The 24,607-nt window shown below is 69.0% G+C and carries 21 protein-coding genes; 8 read left to right on the forward strand and 13 right to left on the reverse strand.

Features of this window, described 5'->3' with window-relative positions:
* Nucleotides 1–28 precede the first annotated feature (28 nt).
* The 3 genes from A3AG_RS0118355 to A3AG_RS0118365 all read left to right on the forward strand — a co-directional run bounded on the left by A3AG_RS0118355 (nucleotide 29) and on the right by A3AG_RS0118365 (nucleotide 2,585).
* Nucleotides 29–1,345, forward strand: coding sequence for an O-acetylhomoserine aminocarboxypropyltransferase (locus A3AG_RS0118355; protein ID WP_018006835.1), 1,317 nt, complete (start codon nucleotides 29–31; stop codon nucleotides 1,343–1,345).
* Nucleotides 1,345–2,169, forward strand: a complete 825-nt coding sequence (locus A3AG_RS0118360) for an alpha/beta fold hydrolase (RefSeq protein WP_018006836.1) — start codon at nucleotides 1,345–1,347, stop codon at nucleotides 2,167–2,169. The genes A3AG_RS0118355 and A3AG_RS0118360 overlap by 1 nt, the downstream gene beginning before the upstream one ends.
* Before the next feature lie 98 nt (nucleotides 2,170–2,267).
* The gene (locus A3AG_RS0118365) at nucleotides 2,268–2,585 is read left to right on the forward strand and encodes an Mpo1-like protein (protein WP_018006837.1); all 318 of its coding nucleotides are present in this window, start codon (nucleotides 2,268–2,270) and stop codon (nucleotides 2,583–2,585) included.
* Between the two features lie 910 nt (nucleotides 2,586–3,495).
* Here the strand turns inward: A3AG_RS0118365 and A3AG_RS0118370 are convergent.
* On the reverse strand, nucleotides 3,496–4,842 hold the full coding sequence (locus tag A3AG_RS0118370; RefSeq protein ID WP_018006838.1) for a YihY family inner membrane protein: 1,347 nt from the start codon (nucleotides 4,840–4,842) through the stop codon (nucleotides 3,496–3,498).
* Nucleotides 4,843–5,027: 185 nt separating this feature from the next.
* Here A3AG_RS0118370 and wrbA point away from each other — a divergent pair, with 185 nt between their 5' ends.
* The 3 genes from wrbA to A3AG_RS0118385 are packed head-to-tail and all read left to right on the forward strand — an operon-like array spanning nucleotide 5,028 to nucleotide 7,472.
* Nucleotides 5,028–5,630, forward strand: a complete 603-nt coding sequence (gene wrbA / locus A3AG_RS0118375) for an NAD(P)H:quinone oxidoreductase (RefSeq protein ID WP_018006839.1) — start codon at nucleotides 5,028–5,030, stop codon at nucleotides 5,628–5,630.
* Nucleotides 5,627–6,034 carry a DUF2069 domain-containing protein gene (locus A3AG_RS0118380; RefSeq protein ID WP_018006840.1) on the forward strand — a complete coding sequence of 136 codons (408 nt, stop codon included), beginning with the start codon at nucleotides 5,627–5,629 and terminating at the stop codon, nucleotides 6,032–6,034. The genes wrbA and A3AG_RS0118380 overlap by 4 nt, the downstream gene beginning before the upstream one ends.
* A 19-nt stretch (nucleotides 6,035–6,053) precedes the next feature.
* Nucleotides 6,054–7,472, forward strand: coding sequence for an FAD-binding oxidoreductase (locus A3AG_RS0118385; protein WP_018006841.1), 1,419 nt, complete (start codon nucleotides 6,054–6,056; stop codon nucleotides 7,470–7,472).
* 12 nt (nucleotides 7,473–7,484) lie between these two features.
* Here the strand turns inward: A3AG_RS0118385 and A3AG_RS0118390 are convergent, their stop codons facing one another.
* From A3AG_RS0118390 to A3AG_RS0118425, 8 genes are all read right to left on the reverse strand, one after another.
* Entirely contained in the window at nucleotides 7,485–8,363 is an 879-nt protein-coding gene (locus tag A3AG_RS0118390; RefSeq protein ID WP_018006842.1) for an N-formylglutamate amidohydrolase, read from the reverse strand.
* Between the two features lie 2 nt (nucleotides 8,364–8,365).
* Nucleotides 8,366–9,403 (reverse strand): porin, encoded by a 1,038-nt coding sequence (locus tag A3AG_RS0118395; RefSeq protein WP_018006843.1) that lies wholly within the window; start codon nucleotides 9,401–9,403, stop codon nucleotides 8,366–8,368.
* Between the two features lie 173 nt (nucleotides 9,404–9,576).
* Nucleotides 9,577–10,536, reverse strand: coding sequence for an ABC transporter ATP-binding protein (locus A3AG_RS0118400; RefSeq protein WP_035849173.1), 960 nt, complete (start codon nucleotides 10,534–10,536; stop codon nucleotides 9,577–9,579).
* On the reverse strand, nucleotides 10,533–11,495 hold the full coding sequence (locus tag A3AG_RS0118405) for an ABC transporter ATP-binding protein (protein ID WP_026164294.1): 963 nt from the start codon (nucleotides 11,493–11,495) through the stop codon (nucleotides 10,533–10,535). Before A3AG_RS0118405 ends, A3AG_RS0118400 begins: the two co-directional genes overlap by 4 nt.
* A 10-nt stretch (nucleotides 11,496–11,505) precedes the next feature.
* Nucleotides 11,506–12,453, reverse strand: coding sequence for an ABC transporter permease (locus A3AG_RS0118410; protein WP_018006844.1), 948 nt, complete (start codon nucleotides 12,451–12,453; stop codon nucleotides 11,506–11,508).
* Nucleotides 12,454–12,518: 65 nt separating this feature from the next.
* Nucleotides 12,519–13,490: an ABC transporter permease gene (locus A3AG_RS0118415; RefSeq protein ID WP_018006845.1), complete on the reverse strand. Its 972-nt coding sequence runs from the start codon at nucleotides 13,488–13,490 to the stop codon at nucleotides 12,519–12,521.
* A gap of 39 nt (nucleotides 13,491–13,529) precedes the next feature.
* Nucleotides 13,530–15,158, reverse strand: coding sequence for an ABC transporter substrate-binding protein (locus A3AG_RS0118420; RefSeq protein WP_020384469.1), 1,629 nt, complete (start codon nucleotides 15,156–15,158; stop codon nucleotides 13,530–13,532).
* 182 nt (nucleotides 15,159–15,340) lie between these two features.
* Nucleotides 15,341–16,099 (reverse strand): IclR family transcriptional regulator, encoded by a 759-nt coding sequence (locus A3AG_RS0118425; protein WP_018006847.1) that lies wholly within the window; start codon nucleotides 16,097–16,099, stop codon nucleotides 15,341–15,343.
* A 240-nt stretch (nucleotides 16,100–16,339) separates the two neighbouring features.
* Here A3AG_RS0118425 and A3AG_RS0118430 point away from each other — a divergent pair, with 240 nt between their 5' ends.
* Nucleotides 16,340–17,506: a thiolase domain-containing protein gene (locus A3AG_RS0118430; RefSeq protein ID WP_018006848.1), complete on the forward strand. Its 1,167-nt coding sequence runs from the start codon at nucleotides 16,340–16,342 to the stop codon at nucleotides 17,504–17,506.
* Nucleotides 17,507–17,523: 17 nt separating this feature from the next.
* On the forward strand, nucleotides 17,524–17,922 hold the full coding sequence (locus A3AG_RS0118435) for a Zn-ribbon domain-containing OB-fold protein (RefSeq protein ID WP_018006849.1): 399 nt from the start codon (nucleotides 17,524–17,526) through the stop codon (nucleotides 17,920–17,922).
* Between the two features lie 18 nt (nucleotides 17,923–17,940).
* Here the strand turns inward: A3AG_RS0118435 and A3AG_RS0118440 are convergent, their stop codons facing one another.
* The 4 genes from A3AG_RS0118440 to A3AG_RS0118455 all read right to left on the reverse strand — a co-directional run bounded on the left by A3AG_RS0118440 (nucleotide 17,941) and on the right by A3AG_RS0118455 (nucleotide 24,444).
* Entirely contained in the window at nucleotides 17,941–18,816 is an 876-nt protein-coding gene (locus A3AG_RS0118440) for a pirin family protein (RefSeq protein WP_018006850.1), read from the reverse strand.
* Between the two features lie 133 nt (nucleotides 18,817–18,949).
* Complete coding sequence (locus A3AG_RS0118445; protein ID WP_026164295.1) at nucleotides 18,950–19,525, reverse strand: acyloxyacyl hydrolase; 576 nt, start codon at nucleotides 19,523–19,525, stop codon at nucleotides 18,950–18,952.
* A gap of 268 nt (nucleotides 19,526–19,793) precedes the next feature.
* Nucleotides 19,794–23,297 (reverse strand): pyruvate carboxylase, encoded by a 3,504-nt coding sequence (locus A3AG_RS0118450; RefSeq protein ID WP_018006852.1) that lies wholly within the window; start codon nucleotides 23,295–23,297, stop codon nucleotides 19,794–19,796.
* Between the two features lie 217 nt (nucleotides 23,298–23,514).
* Entirely contained in the window at nucleotides 23,515–24,444 is a 930-nt protein-coding gene (locus A3AG_RS0118455; RefSeq protein WP_018006853.1) for an adenylate/guanylate cyclase domain-containing protein, read from the reverse strand.
* Between the last annotated feature and the right edge of the window lie 163 nt (nucleotides 24,445–24,607).

A 24,607-nucleotide genomic window follows, 5' to 3' on the forward strand; every position in this document is an offset into this window, starting at 1 on the left:
GCCGGAGACAACTCAAGGCCCACCGACCATGTCCGGAACCCGCTTCGACACGCTGGCGCTGCACGCAGGCGCCGCGCCCGACCCCGCCACCGGGGCCCGCGCCACCCCCATCCACCTGACCACGTCCTTCGTGTTCCGCGACAGCGAGCACGCCGCGTCGCTGTTCAACATGGAGCGCGCGGGGCACGTCTACTCCCGCATTTCCAATCCCACCGTGGCCGTGCTCGAGGAGCGCATCGCCGCGCTCGAGAACGGCGCCGGCGCCATCGCCACGGCCTCGGGCCAGGCCGCGCTGCACCTGGCGGTGGCCACGCTGATGGGCGCGGGCTCGCATATCGTGGCGTCGTCGGCGCTGTACGGCGGCTCGCACAACCTGCTGCACTACACGCTGCGCCGCTTCGGCATCGAGACCACCTTCGTCAAGGCGCGCGACCTCGACGCCTGGCGCGCCGCGATCCGGCCCAATACCCGGCTGCTGTTCGGCGAGACGCTAGGCAACCCCGGGCTGGACGTGCTCGACATCCCGACCCTGGCGCAACTGGGCCAGGACCACGGCATCCCGCTGCTGGTGGATTCCACCTTCACCACGCCCTACCTGCTGCGCCCGTTCGACCATGGCGCCGGCCTGCTCTACCACTCGGCGACGAAGTTCCTGGGCGGCCACGGCACCACCATCGGCGGCGTGCTGGTCGAGGGCGGCACCTTCGATTTCGAGGCCTCGGGGCGCTTCCCGGAGCTGTCCGAGCCCTACGAGGGCTTCCACAACATGGTGTTCACCGAGGAAAGCACGGTGGCGCCGTTCCTGCTGCGCGCGCGCCGCGAAGGCCTGCGCGATTTCGGCGCCTGCATGAACCCGATGGCGGCGTGGCAGCTGCTGCAGGGCGTGGAGACGCTGCCGCTGCGCATGAGCCGCCATGTCGACAACACCCGCAAGGTGGTGCAGTTCCTGGTATCGCATCCGATGGTCGAGTCGGTGTCGTACCCGGAGCTGGAATCGCACCCCGACTACGAACTGGCCAAGCGCCTGCTGCCGCGCGGCTGCGGCGCGGTGTTCAGCTTCAATTTGAAGGGCAACCGGCTGGCCGGCCAGCGCTTTATCGAAAGCCTGTCGCTGTTCTCGCACCTGGCCAATGTCGGCGACGCGCGCTCGCTGGTGATCCACCCGGCGTCGACCACGCACTTCCGCATGGACGCGGCCGCGCTGCAGTCGGCGGGCATCACCGAAGGGACGATCCGGCTGTCGGTCGGCCTGGAAGATGCCGACGACCTGATCGACGATCTCAAGCGGGGCCTGAAGGCGGCCGAGAAGGCCATGGGCGCCGGCAACAAGGGAGGGCAAGCCTGATGGAACTGAACCTTGCCGGCCAGCCGGCCTACGCCTATACCGGCGGCAAACCGTTCGATCCCGCCCTGCCCTGCGCCGTCTTCGTCCACGGCGCGCAGAACGACCATAGCGTCTGGGCGCTGCAGACGCGCTGGTTTGCCAACCATGGCTTCTCGGTGCTGGCGGTGGACCTGCCCGGGCACAACCGCAGCAAGGGCGCGCCGCTGGCCACGATCGAGGCCATGGCGGACTGGGTCATGGCGCTGGTGGCCGCCGCCGGCGTCACCGCGCCGGCCTTCGTGTTCGGCCACAGCATGGGCTCGCTGATCGCGCTGGAATGCGCGGCGCGGCATCCGCAGGCGGTGCGCGGCATCGGCCTGCTGGCCACGGCCTATCCGATGAAGGTCTCGGACGCGCTGCTGGACGCCTCGCTCAACCGCGAGGGCGACGCCATCGCCATGGTCAACACCTGGTCGCATTCCAGCCTCGCCAACAAGCCGTCGTCGCCCGGCCCGGGCGCCTGGATGCATGGCGGCAGCCAGCGGCTGATGGAACGGGTGTCGCGCAACAACCCGCAGGCGCATGTGTTCCATAACGATTTCTCGGCGTGCAACGCCTACGCCCATGGCGAAGAAGCCGCCGCGGCGGCGGCGTGCCCGGCGCTGTTCATCACCGGCAGCAAGGACATGATGACCTCGCCCAAGGCGGCCCAGGCACTGGCCGGCAAGATGCGCAGCGCCAGCGTGGTGGCGGTTCCGTGCGGCCATGCGCTGATGGGCGAGCGTCCGGATGAAGTGCTGGATGCGCTGGCGGCATTCGCGCGCAAGGTGGTGGCGGCGGGCTGACGCCGCCCCGCCCGGACGGCCTGCCACGCCGGCGGCCGTCCCGCCACGTCCCGGCGGAAGGTCTACACTGCAGCAAACAAGACCTGCCGGAGACAGCCATGGCCCACGCCCGCACGCGCGAGTTCGAGAATTTCGCGGCCTTCTATCCCTACTACCTGAGCGAACACCAGAACCGTACCTGCAGGCGGCTGCATTTTGCCGGGTCGACGGTGGCGCTGCTGTGCCTGGTGGCGCTGGTCGTGACCGGCACTGCCTGGTGGCTGCTCGCCGCGGTGGTGGCGGGCTATGCGTTCGCCTGGGTCGGGCACTTCGGCTTCGAGAAGAACCGGCCGGCTACGTTCCGGCATCCCGTCTATAGCCTGATGGGGGATTGGGTGATGTATTTCGATATCTGCAGGGGGAGGATTCCGTTTTGAGGGGGGACGGGTCTTGGCGCCTATTGGGAGTAGTCGCTGTTTGTGACCTTTGGCCGAACGCCACAACCGCAAGCGCTATCTGAGTCTCAACGTGTTACCCATGTGAGTGAACTCGTTTGTTACCCATGTGGTTGCTCCGTACAGCCTATGCGGCTGGCAATCAATTCCACGGTGTTGGTGGTTCGGGCGGCGGTGCTTTCCGTTTGGGCGTGGTTGCCCGTTCGACCCTGCTACGCCATGTGAGTCCGGGATAGTGCCTGCGATCACCCACTGTTGAACAATCCCAATGAGAGTGTAGGCCGCCTGCTGCCGGCCATATCGCAGGCACGCCTGCGGCTGCTGCGCAGGCTCGATTGCGCTCTCGCGCGTGGAGCGTCTTGCGCTTAGCGAGCCAAAGGCATTGTGCGATTCCACCAGAGTAAAAAGCCGACAGCGCCAAGCGAGCGCAGCGATGCGTACCGCGCCAGAGCCCACACCCCGCGATAGGGCCGGCGCGCAGCGCAGCCGAAGGCGTTCCTACGACACGGCCAGCAGCAGGGGCCACTCCGCGCTCTGGGCTCGTTCAACCATCATTCCAACGCCCCTACCACCGTCGTGCACCACCGCGGCAGGCAGTCCGGCTATGTGAGGAAGCAAAGCCCCGTACGAAAACCCAGCGCCCCCTACGATAAGACATGCCGCCCGCAGGGCAGCCAACGCGCTTTTTGGTTACTTTTTGGCGCTCGGCCAAAAAGTGACCCGCCCAGCAGGGCGGAACCATGCGGCCCAAAAGCCGACAGCACGTCACCAACAGCGAACACCCTAAACAGCACCAACCTCGAACGAGAAGTAAGTCGCCGGCTACGACAGCGAAACAGCCCACGCCGGTCAAGAACGAATCCCGCCCACTCAAGCTCCAGCCAACCAATAATCAAACCTGCCCATGCCACCCCGGCGGCACCACCTCCAGCGCACGCCGCCGGCGCTGCCCGTCGCCATCGCCGGCCGTCGGCGGCAAATCCGCCGGCTGCTGCCGGAACACCGCCTCCAGCGTCTGATCCAGTTGCGGATTGTCCAGGATCGACTTGAGCGCCTCCGCCCCGCGCAGATGCTGCGCCAGCGCCGTGCGCGGCAGCCGCGGCAGGTTCAGTACCAGCCGGTCGTGCAGCGTGCGCAGCGTCACCTGCGACGGGTCGCACAGCAGCGCCCAGTGGGCCTGGCCGCGCTCCTGCTGCAGGCGGCCGACCAGGTGCATGGCCTTGAGCTTGTCCAGCAGGCCGGACAGGTAGTCGGCCTCGACCCGCAGCTTGCGGCTCAGGTCCAGTTCGCCGACGCTGCGCGGCACTTCGTCGCGGGCGCGGTAGAGCAGCAGCAGCACCCCCAGCGCGTCGAAGAACTCGCTGCCGGCAAAGCTGCGGCGGCGCCAGTAGCCCTGCCGGATCACCGGCAGGTTGGCGGCGATGGTCGCGCCCAGCAGCGTCACCAGCCAGCTCAGGTAGATCCACAGCAGGAACAGCGGCAGCGCGGCGAAGGTGCCGTAGACCGCGGTGTAGGCCGGGATCTCGGTGATGAAATAGCCGAAGCCGCGCTTGGCGAACTCGAACGCCACCGCCGCGACCACCCCGGCGACGATGGCGTCGCGCCACTCGACATAGGCGTTGGGCACCGCCGTGTACAGGAAGGCAAAGGCCAGCGCCGACAGCAGCACCGGCGCCGCGCCCACCAGCAGGCCCAGCCCCACCGGCATGGTGCCGACATAGCCGGCCGAGATCGAGATCAGGTAGGAACTGATCGACAGGCTGGCGCCGATCAGCACCGGGCCGAAGGTCAGCACCGCCCAGAACACCAGCACCCGCTGCGCCAGCGGGCGGCGCTGCTTGACGCGCCAGATCGCGTTGAGCGCGTCTTCCACCGTCAGCATGGTCAGCACCGAGGTCACCATCAGCCCGCCCAGGCCCATCGCGGTCAGCCCGCGCGCGCTCTTGGCGAACATGCCGAGATAGCGCTGGATCGATTCGCTGACGTTGCCGGGAATCAGGTTCTGGAACAGGAATGCCTCGATGGCATTGCGGAAGTCGCGGAACACCGGGAACGCGGCGAGCAGCGCGAAGGCCACGGTCAGCACCGGCACCACCGCCAGCACGGTGGTGAAGGTCAGGCTGGCCGAGACCTGCGGCAGGCGGTCTTCGGCGGCGCGGCGCAGCGCATAGCGCGCCAGGGCACGCACCTTTTGCAGGTTCCATTCCCGGCGCAGGCGGGCGACGCGGGCTCCAATCATGCGCAAGCAAGCTCCTGGATCGGGTTGGTCGGATCGTCTGTCGAATTCAAGGATGGCCCCGTTGCGCGTGCGGCGCGTGGACATCGGCAGAGGGCGCGGGGGGCGCATCTATAATACGCGCATTGTTGCCGGCATCCTCCCGCATCACCCTTTCGCTGCCCCTTCACCGCCGGCCGTCCCGCTCCATGACCGAGATCCTCGTCCTGTACTACAGCCGCCACGGCAGCACCCGCAAGCTCGCCGAACTGATCGCCACCGGCATCGACAGCGTCGCCGGCGCGCAGGCCCGCCTGCGCACGGTGCCGCCGGTTTCCACCGTGTGCGAAGCCACCGCGCCGGACATCCCCGCCGACGGCCCGCCCTATGCCGAACTGCGCGACCTGGAGGAATGCGCCGGGCTGGCGCTGGGCAGCCCCACCCGCTTCGGCAACATGGCCGCGCCGGTGAAGTACTTCCTCGACGGCACCGTGGCCCAGTGGCTATCGGGCGCGCTCGCCGGCAAGCCCGCCTGCGTGTTCACCGCCACCGGCAGCCTGCACGGCGGGCAGGAGACCACCCTCCTGTCGATGATGCTGCCGCTGCTGCACCACGGCATGCTGATCCTGGGCCTGCCCTATTCCGAGAAGGGCCTGATGACGACGGCCTCGGGCGGCACGCCCTACGGCCCCAGCCACCATGCCCACGGCGACAACCGCGGCCCCGTCACCGAAGATGAAGCGACGCTGGCCATGGCCATGGGCCGCCGGCTGGCGCAGACCGCGCTGCGCCTGGCCGGAGCGCAGGCATGACGCCCGCCGCGGACAGCGACCAGGCCCTCCACAGCCCGTGGCTGTACCGGCTCAGCGTGGGCAGCCTGCTGGCGCTGCTGGCGCTGTGCATTGCCTGGGAATGGTGGCTCGCGCCGCTGCGGCCGGGCGGCTCGTGGCTGATCCTCAAGTTCCTGCCGCTGCTGCTGCCGCTGCGCGGCGTGCTTTCGCGCAACCGCTACACCATGCAGTGGTCGTCGATGCTGATCCTGCTGTTTTTCACTGAAGGCATCGTGCGCGCCACCAGCGACCGCGCGCCCTCGTCCACGCTGGCGTGGGTCGAGGTGGCGCTGACGCTGGTGTTCTTCACCAGCACCATCCTCTACCTGCGCCCGTACAAGCGCCGCGCCCGCGCCGCCGCCAAGGCCGCCGCGCCCAAGTCCTGAACCGCGTCCACCCATCGCCATGACCTCGCCTCAAGACTCCTTCCTGGCATTGTGCCGCGCCGCGCTGGGCCCGCAGCACGTGCTGACCGATGCGGCCGACCAGGCGCCGTATCTGACCGACTGGCGCCAGCGCTATCGCGGCGAGGCGCTGGCGGTGCTGCGCCCCGGCACCACCGCGGAAGTCGCCGCGGTGGTCCATGCCTGCCACGCGCACCGGATCGCCGTGGTGCCGCAGGGCGGCAACACCGGCCTGTGCGGCGGCGCCACGCCGGTGGCGGGGGCGCAGCAGGTGGTGATCTCGCTGCAACGGCTGAACCGCATCCGCCAGGTCGATCCGCTCAACAACACCATCACGGTCGAGGCCGGCGTGGTGCTCCAGCATCTGCAGGAGGTAGCGCGCGAGCACGGCCGGCTCTTTCCGCTGAGCCTGGCGGCCGAGGGCAGCTGCACCATCGGCGGCAACCTGTCGACCAATGCCGGCGGCACCGCGGTGCTGCGCTACGGCAACACGCGCGAACTGTGCCTGGGGCTGGAAGTGGTGACGCCCTCCGGCGAAACCTGGCACGGGCTGCGCGGCCTGCGCAAGGACAACACCGGCTACGACCTGCGCGACCTGTTCATCGGTGCCGAAGGCACGCTGGGCATCATCACCGCCGCGGTGATGAAGCTGTTCCCGCTGCCGCGCGCGTCGGTCACGGCGCTGGCCGCGGTGCAGAGCCCGCGCGCCGCGCTGGCGCTGCTGGCCATCGCCCAGTCGCACGCCGGCGCCATGCTGACCGGCTTCGAGCTGATGTCGGCGCTGAGCATGACGCTGGTGACTCGGCACTTCCCGCAGCTGCGCTATCCGTTCGCCGACATCCATCCGCAGCTGGTGCTGCTGGAGCTGTCCGACAGCGAGAGCGAAGCCCATGCGCGCGGCATCTTCGAGACCATGATGTCGGCCGCCTTCGACGCCGGCGTGGTCGCCGACGCGGTGGTGGCCGAGTCGGTGCAGCAGTCGCGCGACTTCTGGAACCTGCGCGAGCATATTCCGCTGGCGCAGGTGGAAGACGGCAAGAACATCAAGCACGATATCGCCGTGCCGGTATCCCGCGTCGCGGACTTTATCGAGTGCACCGACGCGCTGCTGCAAAACGCCTTTCCGGGGGCGCGCATGGTCACCTTCGGCCATCTCGGCGACGGCAACCTGCACTACAACGTGGCGCCGCCCGAAGGTGTCGACCACGATGATTTCCTGGCGCACCAGGACCAGGTCAACCGCATCGTGCACGACAGCGTGCGCTCGCACAACGGCTCGATCTCGGCCGAGCACGGCCTGGGCCAGCTCAAGCGCGAGGAAAACCGGCACTACAAGAGCGAGGTCGAGCTCGCCATGATGAAGGCGATCAAGGGCGCGCTCGATCCGCTCGGTCTGATGAATCCCGGCAAGGTGGTGTGAGCGCGCCCGCGCTCAGCGGCGCAGTTCGGTGTGGCGCAGTTCGGTCTGGCGCAGTTCGGTCTGGATAAAGGCCGCGACGTGCTCGAGCAGCTCGTCGAGATGGCCGCGCAGCACGACGAAGCCCGCATGCTGCGCCAGCGTGGTCTCGTCCATGTACAGCGCCCGGTTGATCTCGATCTGCAGGCTGTGGCGCCGCTGCGCCGGATCCGCATACGCGCGGATCAGCTGCGCACCCTTGTACGGCCAGTTGATGGCCACCCGGTAACCGAGGCTGCGCAGGCACTCGGCCACCAGTTCGATGAACCCCGCCGAGCAGGTCGAGCCGTCGCCGTTGCTGACCACGAAATCCGGGCGCGCGGCGCCGTTGTCGACGTTCATCGCATTGCCGCGCGACTTCATCGAATGGCAGTCGAGATGCCACACCGCGCCGCAGCGCGCATGGTGCTGCGCCAGCAGCCCGCACAGCGCGGCGTGGTACGGGTCGTAGTAGGTCTTGAGCAGGTATTCCGCCATGTGCGGCGACAGGGTCGCGGCATAGACCGGCACGCCCGGCAGCGCCAGCCGGCGCAGCACGCCCATGCCGCGACCGGACTTGTCGCTGGGGCGCACGGTGTAGGGCATGGCGCCATCGATCAGGTCGGGATCGATATCGTCGCGGGCGCGGTTGACGTCGACCAGCCAGCGCGGGAAGTCGGCGCACAGCAAGGTGCCGCCCACCCGCGGCGCATGCGCGAACAGCTGGTCGACATAGGCGTCCCAGCCCGACAGCAAGGCCTCGGGGGGCGCCGCCAGCGGCAGGGTCTCGGCATGCAGCAGGCCGCTGTGCGGGGAATCCACCACCAGCGGCAGCGCCACCCCGGCCGGTTCGGTCAGCGAAAACGGAAGCGTCATGGTCAGAATTTGTGCTGGATGCCGACGCCCACCGTGGTCACGGTGTCGCCGGACTTGTGCGAGTTGGGATCCTCGCGATCGAAGAAGACGTAGGGCATGGTGCGCTTGCTCAGGCTGTAGCCGTAGCCGGCCTGCACCTTGCTGAGCCGGCCCTGCGGGTCGCGTTGCACCGCGCGCTGCATGTAGTTGACGGTGAGCTTGTGCGCGCCGTACGGCACCGAGAAGCCGACCAGCCAGTACGGCACGTCGGTGCGCGTGGTCGCAGTGCCGGCGTAGCGGTCGCGCCCGACGATGCCGTAGAGGTTGACTACGGTGAAGTCATACGAAGCCAGCGCCTGCACCTTGTCGCGGAAATCGTTGGCCACCAGGCCGCCGCTCTTGGCATCGCGCGAATAGCCCAGGCCTGCGGCGAACTTGCCGGCGGCGTAGTTCAGGCCCAGGTCGAACTGGCGGAAATCATCCTCGGCCTGCACCGGCGATCTGGCGTTCGGCGTGGCCGGGTCCGGCCCCGCCAGGTTCATGCGCGCCCGCACCGAGAAGCCGCCGAAGCTCGGCGTCATGTAGCCGAGCGCATTCGACACGCGATTGCGCGCGTTCAGCACCCGGGTGCCGATCGCGGTGGCGCCCGCATCGTGGATGGCGAAGTCGATGTTCTGCGTCACCTGCGAATAGATCGGCGAGCCCACGATCGTGGCCGAATCCAGCCGGCCCAGCGCGATCGCGCCGAAGCCGCCCTGCAGGCCGACGAAGGCATTGCGGAACTGCGGGTTGGTGGCGACGCCGTTGTCGGCGCCGAAGCCCTGCTCCAGGCCGAATGCCGCGCGCAGGCCGCCGCCCAGCTCTTCGCTGCCGCGCAGGCCCCAGCGCGAGGCGTTGTCCGTCATCTGCGTGCCCCCGCCATCGGGCCCCTTCTGGTATTCGATGTCGGTGTCGATGCGGCCGTACAGCGTCACCGTGGCGTCGGCCGCGGCCGACAGCAGCGCCAGCGCGCCGCCGAGGCAGGCGCGTGCGAGCGGGCGCCGGGTGTGGATACCGTTCATGCTGTTGCTCTCCTGTCGTGGTCTGTCATGCAAGAAATCCCCCCTCTGTGGTCCGACTGCCGCGTGGTCTGCCCGCGCAGCGCGCACGCACCCGCCCATCCCGCGCGGGCGGGATGGAACCTTCGATCGGGTTCGATCGGGAGCGTGAGCGGGCCGCGCCGGGCGGCGGCTAGCTAGTCATTCAGGTGGCAGGCGGACAGGCGTCCACCGATATCGCGCAGCAGCGGCACCTGCGTCATGCAGCGCGCGCTCGCGTGCGGGCAGCGCGGATGGAAGGCGCAGCCACCGGGCGGCGCCAGCGGGCTGGGCAGTTCGCCGCGGATGGGTTGGTGCGCGGGCGGACTGGCGCCCAGGCGCGGCGCGTCGGCCAGCAACGCGCGGGTATAGGGATGGTTGGGCGCGGCGAACACCTCGCGCGCGGGGCCGCTTTCGACAATGCGGCCCAGGTACATGATCACCACGCGGTCCGACATATGCTCCACCACCGCCAGGTTGTGGCTGATGAAGACATAGGTCAGCGCGTGCTCGCGCCGCAGCTGCATGAACAGGTTGATGATCTGCGCCTGCACCGAGACATCGAGCGCCGACACGGCCTCGTCGCAGATCAGCAGGCGCGGGCGCAGCGCCAGCGCGCGCGCGATCGCCACGCGCTGGCGCTGGCCGCCGGAGAACTCGTGCGGATAGCGCTCGGCATAGCCGCGATCGAGCCCCACTTGCTGGAGCAGCTCGCCGGCGGCCGCGGCGGCACGCGAGCGCTTGACCAGCCCGTGGTAGACCGCGCCCTCGGTAATGGCCTGGCCGATGCGCAGGCGCGGGTTCAGCGACGCATAGGGATTCTGGAACACCATCTGCACCGCCCGGTGATAGGCGGCCGAAGCGAGGTCGGTGCGCTGGCCTTGCCACGCGATCTCGCCGCCCGTCTGCGGCAGCAGGCCGGCCAGTATGCGCCCCAGCGTGGACTTGCCGCAGCCCGACTCGCCCACCACGCCCAGCACCTCGCCCTGGCGCACCTGCAGCGAGACATCGTTGACGGCATGCACCGCCTGCGCCGGCTTGCCGGCCATGCGCGCGAGCAGGCCGGGCTTGAGCAGAAAGCGTTTCTGCAGGTTGTGCGCTTCGAGCATGACCGTCATGCCGCCTCCAGGGGATAAAAGCAGCGCAGCGTGCGGCCGCGCACAGTGGTTTCGACAGGGACCTGGGCGCACGCGGGACGCGCGCGCGGACAGCGCGGCGCGAAGGCGCAGCCCGGCGGCAGCGCGGCCAGCGCGGGAGTCGCGCCCGGAATCGCGCGCAGCGTGGCGCCGCGCATTGCGGGCGTTGGCAGCGAATCGAGCAGGCCGCGCGTGTACGGATGCAGCGGCCGGCTGATCAGTTCTGCAACGGGACCCTGCTCCACCACCCGGCCCGCGTACATCACGCAGACCCGGTCGACCAGGTCCTTGACCACGGCAAGGTCGTGGCTGATCCAGATCGCGGCGGCGCCGGTCTCGCGCACCAGTTGCTTCATCTCGTAGAGGATCTGCGCCTGGATGGTGACGTCGAGCGCGGTGGTGGGCTCGTCGGCGATGATCAGGTCGGGCCGGTTGATCAGCGCATTGGCGATCGCCACGCGCTGGCGCATGCCGCCGGACAGCTCGTGCGGATAGGCGCGCATGCGCTCCCGCGGCGCCGGGATGCCGACCCGCGCCAGCGCATCGACCGCCTGCGCATGCGCCTGTGCGCGGGTGCGGCGGTGGTGCACCAGCACGGTCTCGGCAAGCTGGTCGCCCACGCGCATCACGGGGTTCAGCGACATCATCGGGTCCTGGAACACCATCGCGACGCGGTCGCCGCGCAGCGCCTGCCACTGGCGCGGCGAGCACGCCAGCAGCTCCTGCCCCTTGAAGCGCACCGAGCCGCCGGTGACGCGCCCGGGCGGGTCCAGCAGGTTCATCAGCGAGAACGCCGTCACCGACTTGCCCGAGCCGGACTCGCCCACGATCCCCAGGATCTCGCCCGGCTCCAGTGAGAACGACACGCCGTCGACCGCCTTCACCGCGCCGTGCGCGAACGCGAAGCTGGTGCTCAGGCCGGAAACTTCCAGTAGTGCCATGCCGGGCTCCTTATGCTTCCAGCCGCGGGTTGAGCACGCGGCGCAGGCGGTCGCCCACCAGGTTGATCGAGCCGATCAGCAGCACCAGCGCCACGCCCGGGAACACGCTGATCCAGTACTTGTTCGACAGCATGTATTCGAAGCCGTTGGCGATCAGCATGCCCAGCGACGGCTGCGTGCGCGGCAGGCCGATGCCGAGGAAGCTCATGGTGGCCTCGAGCGTGATCGCATGCGCGATCTGCAGCGTGCCGGTCACCACCAGCGGCGCCATGCAGTTTGGCAGGATATGGCGGAACATCACGCGCAGCGCCGGCAGCCCCTGTCCCAGCGCGGCCTCGACATACTCCTTGCGCCGCTCCACCTGCGCCGCGCCGCGCACGGTGCGGGCAAAGTAAGCCCATTGCACGATCACCAGCGCCAGCAGGGTCTTGTCGACACCCTGCCCCAGCACCGCCAACAGGATCAGCGCCACCAGCACCGCCGGCAGGCTCAGCTGCAGGTCGACCACGCGCATGATGGCCGCATCGACCACCCCGCCGAAGTAGGCCGCGGCCAGCCCCACCGCGCTGCCCGCCACCAGCGCCACCACCGCGCTGATCACGCCCACGCCCACGCTGATGCGGATGCCGTAGAAGATGGCGCTGAGCAGGTCGCGCCCGGCGCCGTCGGTGCCGAGCCAGTAGTGCGCCTGGCCTTCATAGCCGGTGCTGCCGGGCGGCAGCTCGGAATCGATCACCGACACCGTGGCAAGGTCATAGGGGTTCTGCGGGCTGAGCGCATGGGCCAGCACGGCCACCAGCAGCAGCACCAGCAACAATGCCAGCGCGGCGGCGGCGACGCGATTGGCGCAGAAGCGCCGCAGCAGCGCAGGCCGCGCCGGCGGCGCGGCGGCTGGCGCCGGCGCGAGCGAGGGGAGCGCGGGCACGGCTTCATCGTTTTCGGATAGAGGCAGGGACATCGGTTGGGTCTCGGTCTTCGTTATTCGGTCTTCGATGGCGCGGAATGGACGCGGCGGGCGGCGGACTAGGCCGCCTTGTGCCGCAGGCGCGGGTCGAGCACCACGTACAGCAGGTCGACCACCAGGTTCAGCACCACGAACAGCAGCAGCGTGACCAGCAGGTACGCCACCACCACCGGGCGGTCCAGCGCCAGCACGGAATCGATGATCAGCTTGCCCATGCCGGGCCACGAGAACACCGACTCGGTCACCACCGAGAAGGCGATCAGGTGGCCGAACTCCAGCCCGACCACGGTCACGATCGGGATCAGCACATTGGGCACCACGTGGCGCAGCACCAGCCGCGCGCCGCCCACGCCCTTGGCGCGCGCAAACTTGATGTACTCCTGCCCCGCCACCTCGCGCGTGCCGGCCTCGGTCAGCCGCGCCACCAGCGAGATCTTGAACAGCGACAAGGTCAGTGCCGGCAGCAGCAGGAAGCGGATGCCGTCCCAGCTGGTCACCGACAGCGGCACGCCCAGCACCGTGCTGACCGGCCCGCGACCGCCCGACGGCAGCCAGCCCAGGTTCACCGAGAACACCAGGATGCCGATCATGCCGATCCAGAAAGTGGGCATGATCACGCCGCCGAGCGAGGCCGCCATCAGCAGCCGCGCCAGCCGGCTGTGCGGCTTCAGGCCGGCATAGACGCCCATCGGGATGCCGATGCCGAGCGACAGCAGCAGCGCCGTCACCGCCAGTTCCAGCGTGGCCGGCACGCGGCTGACGATCAGCTCGATCGCGGGCCGGTTGTAGACGAAGGAGTCGCCGAGGTCGCCGCGCAGCGCGCCCGCGAGAAAGCGCAGGTACTGCTGCGGCACGGGCAGGTCCAGGCCGAGCGCGTGGCGCGCCTCGCTGATCTCCTGCTCGGTGGCGGTCGGGCTGACCAGCAGGTGCACCGGATCGCCGATCAGGTTGACCGCGCAGAACGTCAGCACCGACATGATCCAGAGCACCGCGATGCTCTGCAGCAGCCGTTTCAGTAGGGTTTCAAGCATGGTAGGAAGCCGGTGGGAAGCGGATACGGGTTGGCGCGGTCAGCGTCGCGGCGCGGCCGGCGGCGCCGGGCGGATGTTGCCGGCATAGGTGAAACCGTCGCTGCGCGGCTGCACCACGAGGCCGTCGCGATAGGCCCAGGCGGCACGCAGGTGATGCAGCGGGACGATGCCGGCGTCGGCCGCCAGCCGTTCCGCCGCGCCCTGCTGCGCCAGTTCGCGCGGGGCCGGCGCCATGGTGCGCATGGCCTGCCCGATCAGCGCGTCGACGGCCGCGTTGGCATAGCCGCTGCGGTTGTTGGCGCCCAGGCCGGCGGCCTTGTCCTGCGCATGCGCCACCGCCACCAGCGGCTCGAGCGAATCGCCGCTGACCGCGCCGATGCCGAGCAGGAAGGCGCTGAACTCGGGCTTGCCGCCGGCGCCGCCCGAGGTGGCGCGGGTGATATAGACCGAATACGGCAGCGTGCGCACCTCGGTGCGGATGCCGGCGCGGGTCAGCATCTGGCCGACCGCCTCGCAGGTCTTGGCGTCGTTCAGGTAGCGGTCGTTGGGGCAATGCAGCGTCAGGCGGAAGCCCTGCGGATAGCCGGCCTGCGCCAGCAGCCAGCGCGCCCGCTCGACGTCGGCGCGCGGCGCCGGCACCGCCGGGGCGAAGCCGAAAAAGCCCTGCGGCACCATCTGCCCGGCCGGCACGGAATCGCCCTTGGTCACGCGCGCCGCGATCAGGTCGCGGTCGATCGCCAGGCTGATCGCCTGCCGCACCCGCACGTCGCGCAACGGATTGGCCGCCAGCGGCTGGCCCGCATGGTCCTGCACATAGGGCGAGACCGCGCGGGCCTGGTCCAGCTGCAGGTAGTTCAGCATGTACGAGGTCGCGGAGACGACGCGGATGCGGCCGTTGGTACGCGCAAAGGCCTCGGCAATGCTCGCCGACGAGGCGTCGATCACGTCGACCAGTCCGGACAGCAGCGCCGAGGCCCGCGCCGGCTCCTTCGGGATGAACTGGAACACCACCCGCTGCCACGGCTGCGGCCCGCCCCAGTAGCCCGGATTGCGCGACAGCGTCAGCTGCTGGCCATGCTCCCACGCCACCAGCCGGTACGGGCCGGTGCCGATGGCGGCGCTGCCATGGGCGAAATCGGCCTCGCGCACGCCCGCGCCCAGCGAGCGCGGCAGCATCGCCACCATGCCCAGGTTCTGCGGCAGCACCGGGTTGGGCGAGCGCGTGCGCACACGCAGCGTCAGCGGCCCGGTGACCTCGACCGCCGCCACCGACTTCAGGTAGGTGCGGAAGGTGCGCGCGCCCGGCAGCTTCAGCGCGCGCTCGATCGAGTAGCGCGCATCCTCGGCGGTAAACGGCTCGCCATTGCTGAAGCGCACGCCGGGACGCAGCTGGAACTCCCAGGTGCGGTCGTCCAGCTGGCGCCAGCCGGTGGCCAGCAGCGGCACGGGGCGCAGCGCGTTGTCCAGGCCGACCAGGGTTTCGTAGACATGGCCCCACAGGTTGCGTCCGGCGGCGTCGAGCACATGGGGATCGGCGGCGCTGATCTCGGCCTTGTAGCCGATGCGCAGGTCGGCTGCGTGAGCGGTGCTCGCGCCGGCAAGCAGCGCCGCGCTGGCCAAGGCAGCGGCGGCAAGGCGCGACGCCAGGTTGACGACGGGTCTGGGCATGGTGGGGTGGTTCGCTTCCCGATACATTGTTTCATTCAGTGATACCGTGTATCGAAGGATAAGACATCGAGGCCGTTCCCGATAAGCAGGGTTTACCCCCGAGACGCCCTTCAGGCAAAAAAACGGCGCCGAAGCGCCGTTTGGGACGGGAAGTGCGCGGGACGTGGCCGCGCGGTACCGGCTCAGCTGCCCGCGTAGCCGAGTGCCCGCGACAGGCTGGCGGCCTCCGCCACCACCATCGCCACATGGCTGTCCAGCGCCTGCTGCGAGGTGCGGCTGGCCGGGCTGGCAATGCTCAGCGATGCCACCGCCGCGCCGCTGTGGTCGCGCAGCGGCGCGGCGGCCGAGACCGCGTCGGCATCGCGCTCGCCCACCGAGACCGCATAGCCGGCGGCTCGGATCGCCGCCAGTTCGTCGCGCAGCGCCTGTGGCTCGATGATGGTCTTGGCGGTGAAGCGTTCCAGCTGCTGCGCCAGCACGGCCTCCAGCACCTCGGGTGCGGCGAAGGCCAGCAGCAGCTTGCCGGAGGCCCCCACATGCAGCGGCCGCCGGTTGCCGATCTCGGTATGCACGCGCACCGACTGCGTCGACTCATGCCGCGCCACGCAGACCGACTCGAGCCCGTCGCGCACGCGCACGATCACGTTTTCGCCGCAGGCCGCGCCGATCGCCGCCAGCCGCGGACCCACCAGCTTGACCAGGTCGAACTGTTCACGCGCGGCGTTGCCCACCAGCAGCGCGTTGTAGCTGAGCTTGTAAACCGCCGCCGGCGACTCGCGCGCGATCAGGCCGCGGTGTTCGAGCGTGGTCAGCAGCCGGAACGCGCGCGCCTTGGTCAGTCCGGCGCGCCGTGCCAGCTCGGTCACGCCCAGCGATGGGTGTTCGGCCACCAGCATCAGCAGGCCCAGGGCCTCGTCCACCGCTTCAACGATGTAGGTCATCGATCCTTTTCGTCCAGATTCAGGAATATCCAGCGCAGATTGTAGCGGTGGCCGCAATCGTTCGCGCTGCAAGTGCCTAGCGCCTGGCCTGGACGGCAGCATCCCCGCCCCGCACCGAATACACCCTTCGGCACTTCCGAATACAACGCAGCGGGCAAGCTACGCAATACTCTCGGGATCGCCGTGCCAGCATCGCCCCGCCCTCGCGCTGGCACCACCTGACGCACCGAAGGAGAACAGATGAGCATCAACGGCAAGGCCTACATCGTCGGGGCCTACGAGCACCCGACCCGCAAGGCACCCGACAAGACCGTGGCGCAACTGCATGCCGAGAGCGCCAAGGGCGCGCTGCAGGACGCCGGCCTGACGCTGGCCGACGTCGACGGCTATTTCTGCGCCGGCGACGCCCCCGGGCTGGGCGCGGTCAACATGGTCGACTACCTCGGCCTGAAGGTGCGCCATGTCGATTCCACCGATACCGGCGGTTCGGCCTACCTGGTACATGTCTCGCACGCCGCGCAGGCGATTGCCGCCGGCAAGTGCAACGTCGCGCTGATCACACTGGCGGGCCGCCCGCGCTCGGAAGGCTCCACCGGCACGCAGGCGCGCAACTGGGGTGCCAACCTGCCCGACCTGCCGTTCGAAAGCCCGTTCAGCCCGGTCACGGTCAACCTGTACGCGATGGCGGCAATGCGCCATATGCACGAGTACGGCACCACCGCCGAGCAGCTCGCCTGGGTCAAGGTGGCGGCGTCGCACCACGCCCAGCACAACCCCCACGCGATGCTGCGCGACGTGGTCACGGTCGAAGACGTGCTGAACTCGCCGATGATCTCGGATCCGCTGCACAAGCTGGACTGCTGCGTAGTCTCTGACGGCGGCGGCGCGCTGGTGGTGGCGCGACCGGAGATCGCCGCCACGCTGCGGCGGCCGAAGGTGAAGATCCGTGGCGCCGGCGAATACATCAAGGGCCAGCTTGGCGGCGAAGTCGACCTGAGCTGGTCGGGCGCGCGCTTCTCGGGCGCGACGGCGTTTGCCGAAGCGGGCGTGACCCCGGCCGACATCAAGTACGCGTCGATCTACGACAGCTTCACCATCACCGTGCTGATGCAGCTGGAGGACCTGGGCTTCTGCAACAAGGGCGAAGGCGGCAGGTTCGTCGCCGACGGCAACCTGATTTCGGGCGTCGGCAAGCTCCCGTTCAATACCGATGGCGGCGGCCTGTGCAACAACCACCCGGCCAACCGCGGCGGCATCACCAAGGTCATCGAAGCCGTGCGCCAGCTGCGCGGCGAGGCCCACCCCGCGGTGCAGGTCGCCAATTGCGACCTCGCGCTGGCGCAGGGCACCGGCGGCTACCTGGGCTCGCGCCACGGCAGCGCCACCCTGATCCTCGAACGTGAATAAAGCGCGGGAGCACTGACATGACGACCCCCCACATCCCCACCGTCTACAAGGCGCCCGACGAACAGCCCGACAACCTGCCGTTCTGGCAGGCCGCGCGCGAGGGCCAGCTGCTGGTCAAGGTCTGCGACGACTGCGGCAAGCCGCACTGGTATCCGCGCGTGCTGTGTCCGTTCTGCATGGGCACCACCTCGTGGCAGCCGGCCAGCGGCCGCGGCACCATCTACAGCTACAGCGTGACGCGCCGCGCCGGCCCCAACCCGTTCTGCATCGCCTACGTGAAGCTGGACGAAGGCGTGACCATGATGACCCATATCGTCGACTGCGATCTCGACACGGTGCGGATCGGCCAGAAGGTGCAGGTCAAGTTCTCGCCCAGCGAGGGCGGCGCACCGGTGCCGACCTTCACGCTCGCCTGAGCCGTCGCGGCAGGTTGGCTACTGCCGGCCCGCCGCCATGCTGCCGAAGCGGCCGCTGCTGAAGTCGCGGAACGCCTCGGCAATCTCGGCCTCGGTGTTCATCACGAACGGGCCATGGCCGACGATGGGCTCGTCGATCGGCTCGCCGCTGAGCAGCAGCACCACCGCATCGGTGCCGGCCTCGATGCTGACCGCATCGCCGGCGCCATCCAGCACTACCATCTCGGCATCGCGCACGGTGGCCTCGGCGTTGACCGTGACCTTGCCGCGCAGCACCACCAGCGCGGTATGCCAGCCCTCGGGCAGCGCCAGGCGCGGGCTGGCGCCCTGGTTCAGGCGCATGTCCCACACATGCATCGGCGTAAAGGTGCGCGCCGGGCCGCGCTTGCCTGCGTACTCGCCGGCGATCACGCGTACCGAGCCAGCGCCGTCGGGCATCGGCACCGCCGGGATATCGCGGTCGACGATGGCCTGGTAGCCCGGCGCGGCCATCTTGTCGCGCGCCGGCAGGTTGACCCACAGCTGCACCATCTCCAGCGCGCCGCCGCTTTGCGTAAAGGCGGGCGAATGGAACTCTTCATGCAGGATGCCGGCGCCCGCCGTCATCCATTGCACGTCGCCCGGACCGATGACCCCGCCCTGCCCGGTCGAGTCGCGATGCGCGACCTCGCCCTTGTAGACGATGGTCACGGTCTCGAAGCCACGGTGCGGATGCTGGCCCACCCCGCGCGGTCGCTGCGTCGGCGTGAAGTCGGCGGGGCCGGCGTAGTCCAGCAGCAGGAAGGGGCTGAGTTGCTTGCCGTGGCTGGCGTACGAAAACATCGAGCGCACCGGGAAACCATCCCCGACCCAGTGCGGACGCGGTGCGCTGTAGACGCCCAGAATGCGCTTCATGTCGATCTCCGAGAATGCCGGCCACGCTGAGCAGGCAATGATCCATGAAGCGATGATAGGTGCCGCGGCCGGCGCGCGGTAGGCCGCGCGATTGCGATGCAGCGTCCTGCGGCTGGAACGATGCCGCCAGCGGTCAGAAGCGGTAGCGCACGTAGCCCATGCTGAAGTTGGTACCGGGATTGGGCTCCTGGATGCCGCCGTTGGACAGGTGCTGGAAGCGATAGCCGATCGTCAGCCGCTGCGCCTTGCCGAAGGCGACGCCCACGCCGATCATGTCGGAGAACTGGAACGCCGAGCCCATGCGGTGGCCGCCGGCGATCTCGGTGTGGCTCAGCACGCGCAGGCCCACCGAGGCTTCGACGAACGGCGTGGCGTACTCACCCGCATAGCTGAGCCGGAAGATCGGCGACACGCCGAACTCCATCAACTGGCTCGACGGCCGCGACGACAGCGCGCGCCAGTTGGCCACGTTGACCTCGCCGTCCAGCGCCAGCGCCAGCCGGCTCGACAGCTGCCACTGCACGATCTCGTCCCAGCGCGCCGACACTTCGTATTTCTCCACGCCGTGCCGGTTGTCACGCCCATAGCCCGCCTGCATCGAGAATGCCGCCGCGCCGGCGGCGGACGGCAGCGCCAGCAGGCAAGCCGCCAACGACACCACGGCCACGCGCGGCAGCCCCCCTGACAATGTGCTTTTCTTCACTGACATCCGTCTATGTCGGGCAGCGCCTGCCAGATTGGCACGCCACCACTTTGTTTTGATCACGGCTCGACACGATAGCAGCGCTTCGAGATTGCAGAAGCCCGTTTCGGGCAAACACAGTGTTCCAAAGCCGGAACAATGTGGCGAGACGCGCCCCGAAGACGAGGCATGGCCGCCCGGCTGCAGCGTCATCCAGACAAAAAACCCCGGCAAGACCGAGGTCTTCCGGGGTTCCATCGATGGCCCGCACACGCGCGGCGGGCCACGCCAGCTGTCAGTCCTTCAGTTCCACCAGCAGGTCCTTCGCCGCCACCCGATCGCCTGCATTCACATGCACCGCCGCGATCTCGCAGTCCCGGTCCGCGGCGATATGGGTCTCCATCTTCATCGCCTCCAGCGCCAGCAGTGTGGTGCCCGCGGCCACGCGCTGGCCGGGCTGCACCGCCACGGTCACGATCGAGCCCGGCATCGGCGCGGCGACATGCAGCGCATTGTCCGGCTCGGCCACCGGCCGGCCCGGGCGCGCGGCCGCGGCCTGCGCGGTGCTGCGCTGTTCGACCAGCGTGGTGCGCGACTGCCCGTTCAGCTCGAACTGGACCTTGATCTTGCCGTCGTCGGCATCGGGATGGGTGCCCTGCAGCGACACCAGCAAGGTCTTGCCGGGCTCGATGTCGATGGCCACCTCTTCCTGCGGCTGCAGGCCGTACAGGTAGGCCGGCGTCGGCACCACCGAAGTATCGCTGTACTGGCGCACATGCGCGTGGTACTCCGCGGCCTGCTTGGGATACATCAGGTACGAGGCCAGCTGGCGGTCGTCGAGCGGCTGTTCGCACGCCGCCGCGCCCGCGGCACGGGCCGCGTCGAGGTCGACCGGCGCGATCTGGTCGCCGGGCCGGTACGGCGCCGGCGGCTCGCCGCGCAGCACCTTGCGCGACAGCGCCGCCGGGAAGCCGTCGGGCGGGAACCCCAGCTCGCCCCGGAACAGCGACACCACCGACTCCGGGAAGGCGATCTCCTTGCCCGGGTCGCAGACGTCGGCCGCGCTCAGGTCGTTGGCCACCATCATCAGCGCCAGGTCGCCGACCACCTTGGAGGTCGGCGTCACCTTGACGATATCGCCGAACATCCGATTGACCTCGGCGTACGCGCGCGAGACCTCGGTCCAGCGATGCTCGATGCCGAGCGAGCGCGCCTGCTCGCGCAGGTTGGTGTACTGGCCGCCCGGCATCTCGTGGCGGTAGACGTCGGCGGTGCCCGCGCGGATCTCGGATTCGAACGGTGCGTAGTAGCGGCGCACCCCCTCCCAGTACATCGACGCCTCGTGCAGGCGCTCCAGGCTCAGGCCCGGATCGCGCTCGCTGCCGGCCAGCGCCGCGGCGATGCTCGACAGGTTGGGCTGCGAGGTCAGCCCGCTCATCGCATCGAGCGCGCCGTCGACCGCATCGCAGCCGGCCTCGATCGCGGCCAGCGCCGAGGCGGCCGAGATGCCGCTGGTATCGTGCGTGTGGAAATGCACCGGCAGGCCGGTCTCCTCCTTGAGCGCCCTGACCAGCGCGGCGGCCGCCTGCGGCCGGCAGATGCCCGCCATGTCCTTGATGCCCAGCACGTGCACACCGGCCTGCTGCAGCTCGCGTGCGATGCCGACGTAGTACTTCAGGTCGTACTTGGAACGCTTCGGGTCGAACAGGTCGCCGGTATAGCAGATCGCGCCCTCGCACAGCGCGCCGCTTTCTCCGACGGCATCGATCGCCACGCGCATATTGCGCACCCAGTTGAGCGAATCGAACACCCGGAACACGTCCACGCCGGCGCTGGCCGCCTGGCGCACGAAGAAGCGCACTACGTTGTCGGCATAGTTGGTGTAGCCGACCGCGTTGGAGCCGCGCAGCAGCATCTGGAACAGCACGTTGGGCACGCGCTCGCGCAACTGCTCCAGGCGCTGCCACGGATCTTCCTTGAGAAAGCGCAGCGCCACGTCGAAGGTGGCGCCGCCCCAGCACTCCAGCGAGAACAGCTGCGACAGCTCGCGCGCATAGAACGGCGCGATCGGCAGCATGTCGGCGGTGCGCATGCGCGTGGCGAACAGCGACTGGTGCGCGTCGCGCATGGTGGTGTCGGTCAGCAGCACCTGTTTCTGCTCCAGCATCCAGCGCGAGAACTTTTCTGCGCCAAGCTCGCGCAGGCGGTCGCGCGTGCCGTACGGCAGCGCGGCGCTGGTGTCGATCGCCGGCAGCACCGGCGCGGGCAGCGGCAGCGACGGCAGCGCACGCCCCCTCAGCTCCGGGTGCCCGTTGACGCTGACTTCGCCCAGGTAGCGCAGCAGCTTGGTGGCGCGGTCCTGGCGTTTGGCAAAAGCCAGCAGTTCCGGGGTCTTGTCGATAAAGCGCGTGGTGACGTCGCCCGAACGGAACGCGGGATGGTTGATGACGTTCTCGAGGAACTGCAGGTTGGACGCGACCCCGCGGATGCGGAACTCGCGCAGCGCCCGGTCCATGCGCCGCATCGATTCCGGTGCGGTCGGCGCCCAGGTGGTGACCTTGACCAGCAGCGAATCGTAGTACGGCGTGATCACCGCGCCGCCATAGGCGGTGCCCGCATCGAGCCGCACGCCGAAGCCGGCAGCGCTGCGATATGCAGTGAGGCGGCCGTAGTCCGGCAGGAAACCGTTTTCCGGGTCCTCGGTGGTGATCCGGCACTGCAGCGCATGGCCGTTCAGGGCGATGTCCTGCTGCACCGGCACGCCCGCCGCGCGCACCACGATCCTGCCGTCGGCGTCGCGCGTATTCTCGGTCATGCCGATATGGCCGCCCTCGGTGATGCGGATCTGCGCCTTGACGATATCGATGCCGGTGACCATCTCGGTGACGGTGTGCTCGACCTGGATGCGCGGGTTGACTTCGATGAAGTAAAACTGGCCCGAGTCGGCATCCATCAGGAACTCGACCGTGCCGGCATGGGTGTAGCCGACCGCGCGCATCAGCCGCAGCGCCGACTCGCACAGCGCGCTGCGGCCGGCAGCGTCGAGGTACGGCGCCGGCGCGCGCTCGACCACCTTCTGGTTGCGCCGCTGCACCGTGCAGTCGCGCTCGTACAGGTGCACCAGGTTGCCGTGGGTGTCGCCCAGCACCTGCACTTCGACGTGGCGCGCATTGCGCACCAGCTTCTCGACATAGACCTCGTCGTTGCCGAACGCCGCCAGCGCCTCGCGCCGCGCCGCGGCCAGCGCGCCTTCCAGGTCCTGCTCGCTCTCCAGCACGCGCATGCCGCGCCCGCCGCCGCCCCAGCTCGCCTTCAGCATCAGCGGATAGCCGATGCCGGCGGCGAGGCGCTTGCACGCCTCCAGGTCATGCGGCAACGGCTCGGTGGCCGGCATCACCGGCACGCCCGCGGCGATCGCCGCGTTGCGCGCGGCGATCTTGTTGCCAAGCTTGCGCATCACCTCGGGCAGCGGGCCGATCCAGCGGATACCGGCATCGATCACGGCCTGTGCGAACTCCGGGTTCTCCGACAGGAAGCCATAGCCCGGATGGATTGCGTCGACCCCGGCCTGCCGCGCAATGCGCAGGATGTCGTCGATATCGAGATAAGCCGCCAGCGGCTTCCTGCCTTCGCCGACCAGGTAACTTTCGTCGGCCTTGAAGCGATGCAGCGCGAGGCGGTCTTCCTTCGAATAGATCGCCACGGTGCGCACATTCATTTCGGCAGCCGCGCGCATCACGCGGATCGCGATCTCGGAGCGGTTGGCAATCAGCAGGGATTGGATCGGGCGGTAGTCCATGGCGGCAAGAAAATAGCCCTCCGTGCGCGGTGCCACGGAAAGTCGGGTGATGGGGAATGGCGGATCACAGGCGTGAACCAGCATGCGCCTGTACCCCCATGGGCGCAAGAAACGAGCCACCGACCTTCTTGTTGATTTACAAGCGGATTTTCAACGCCGCCAGGCCCACATGGAATTCAAAACTGAAATTCCCCTGCCGTTTTCATGCGCATTCCCGCTATCGCCCCGTACCGGTCTTGTCCACCTGCAGGGCGAATTCGATGCACTCGGCGCTCGGCCCCGTCCACTGGCCAAACCCGATCCAGCCGTGCCCCCTCAGCGTGACCTCGTCGCGGCGCAAAATGAATGGCTCGGCGCCGTCCATGCTGACATGGGTGCCGTTCGCGCTGCGGTCGATCAGTACATACCTGCCGGCGCGCGGCTCGGCCATCGCCTGGAAGCGCGACGCGAGGCGGTCCGACACCACGATGGTCATGCCGGCGTCACGCCCGATGGTGACCGGCGCCGAGACTGCGTTCATCTCGACCACGGTGTCCCGGTAGCGCAACGTGAGGAAGGCGGCATGCGACAGCGGCTCCTTGAAGCCCGCGATCAGGGTCAGGTCGGTGGCCTGCTGCCAGATCGCCTCGTACAACTCCACCGGCTGCGCCCTGCCGCGCACGTGGATCGGGTACAGGTAGCGCGTCATCTGGCGCAGCGGCGCGGGCAGGTCGGCCACCGCATCCTTGCTGGTGATGATCTGTCCGCGCGCGGCGAGTCCTGACAGCCGGGCGGCAAGGTTCACGGCATCGCCGAAGACATCGCCCGACGCGTCGTACAGGATCGGGCCATGGTGGAAGCCGATGTGCGACGACATGGTGAAGCCGGCCACCGGCGGCAGCTCGGCAACCGCTCGCTGGATGTCCAAGGCCGCCTGCAAGGCCTGCTCGGCGCTGGGAAACAGCACCATGACCTCGTCGCCGATGGTCTTGACCAGTCGGCCCTGCGAGGCCTCGGAACAGGACTTCATCGCAGCGATGCAACGGCCGACCGCGGCCAGGGCGGCGGCATTGCCCGCCCTTTCATAGAGCCGCGTACTGCCGCTGACATCCGCGAACAGTACCGAGCCCTCCGACGCCTGGTGCAGCAGTTCCCGGTCCATGTGCATCCCGATCCGTCCCGCCATCGCCGCGCGGCGACCCGGACAGCAGCCGGCGCCACGCCCCGCATGCAGGGAATTCTGGCACCGGCAACGCCGATCCTCAATATGAATCTGGAGCGCGCCGGACGAGGAAGTAAAGGAGAGTCGGCGCACGCATCAGGAGAGCGGC

This window comes from Cupriavidus neocaledonicus, assembly GCF_000372525.1.
Lineage (GTDB): Bacteria > Pseudomonadota > Gammaproteobacteria > Burkholderiales > Burkholderiaceae > Cupriavidus > Cupriavidus neocaledonicus.

Bases quoted from the DNA above. Each gene is read 5' to 3' on its own strand.
- A3AG_RS0118430 (WP_018006848.1), top strand. From the start codon at position 16,340: ATGAGCATCAACGGCAAGGCCTACATCGTCGGGGCCTACGAGCACCCG.
- A3AG_RS0118415 (WP_018006845.1), bottom strand. From the start codon at position 13,490: ATGCTTGAAACCCTACTGAAACGGCTGCTGCAGAGCATCGCGGTGCTC.
- A3AG_RS0118445 (WP_026164295.1), bottom strand. From the start codon at position 19,525: ATGTCAGTGAAGAAAAGCACATTGTCAGGGGGGCTGCCGCGCGTGGCC.
- A3AG_RS0118400 (WP_035849173.1), bottom strand. From the start codon at position 10,536: ATGACGGTCATGCTCGAAGCGCACAACCTGCAGAAACGCTTTCTGCTC.
- A3AG_RS0118440 (WP_018006850.1), bottom strand. From the start codon at position 18,816: ATGAAGCGCATTCTGGGCGTCTACAGCGCACCGCGTCCGCACTGGGTC.
- A3AG_RS0118365 (WP_018006837.1), top strand. From the start codon at position 2,268: ATGGCCCACGCCCGCACGCGCGAGTTCGAGAATTTCGCGGCCTTCTAT.
- A3AG_RS0118370 (WP_018006838.1), bottom strand. From the start codon at position 4,842: ATGATTGGAGCCCGCGTCGCCCGCCTGCGCCGGGAATGGAACCTGCAA.
- wrbA (WP_018006839.1), top strand. From the start codon at position 5,028: ATGACCGAGATCCTCGTCCTGTACTACAGCCGCCACGGCAGCACCCGC.
- A3AG_RS0118450 (WP_018006852.1), bottom strand. From the start codon at position 23,297: ATGGACTACCGCCCGATCCAATCCCTGCTGATTGCCAACCGCTCCGAG.
- A3AG_RS0118410 (WP_018006844.1), bottom strand. From the start codon at position 12,453: ATGTCCCTGCCTCTATCCGAAAACGATGAAGCCGTGCCCGCGCTCCCC.
- A3AG_RS0118385 (WP_018006841.1), top strand. From the start codon at position 6,054: ATGACCTCGCCTCAAGACTCCTTCCTGGCATTGTGCCGCGCCGCGCTG.
- A3AG_RS0118405 (WP_026164294.1), bottom strand. From the start codon at position 11,495: ATGGCACTACTGGAAGTTTCCGGCCTGAGCACCAGCTTCGCGTTCGCG.
- A3AG_RS0118425 (WP_018006847.1), bottom strand. From the start codon at position 16,099: ATGACCTACATCGTTGAAGCGGTGGACGAGGCCCTGGGCCTGCTGATG.
- A3AG_RS0118380 (WP_018006840.1), top strand. From the start codon at position 5,627: ATGACGCCCGCCGCGGACAGCGACCAGGCCCTCCACAGCCCGTGGCTG.
- A3AG_RS0118395 (WP_018006843.1), bottom strand. From the start codon at position 9,403: ATGAACGGTATCCACACCCGGCGCCCGCTCGCACGCGCCTGCCTCGGC.
- A3AG_RS0118420 (WP_020384469.1), bottom strand. From the start codon at position 15,158: ATGCCCAGACCCGTCGTCAACCTGGCGTCGCGCCTTGCCGCCGCTGCC.
- A3AG_RS0118390 (WP_018006842.1), bottom strand. From the start codon at position 8,363: ATGACGCTTCCGTTTTCGCTGACCGAACCGGCCGGGGTGGCGCTGCCG.
- A3AG_RS0118455 (WP_018006853.1), bottom strand. From the start codon at position 24,444: ATGCACATGGACCGGGAACTGCTGCACCAGGCGTCGGAGGGCTCGGTA.
- A3AG_RS0118355 (WP_018006835.1), top strand. From the start codon at position 29: ATGTCCGGAACCCGCTTCGACACGCTGGCGCTGCACGCAGGCGCCGCG.
- A3AG_RS0118435 (WP_018006849.1), top strand. From the start codon at position 17,524: ATGACGACCCCCCACATCCCCACCGTCTACAAGGCGCCCGACGAACAG.
- A3AG_RS0118360 (WP_018006836.1), top strand. From the start codon at position 1,345: ATGGAACTGAACCTTGCCGGCCAGCCGGCCTACGCCTATACCGGCGGC.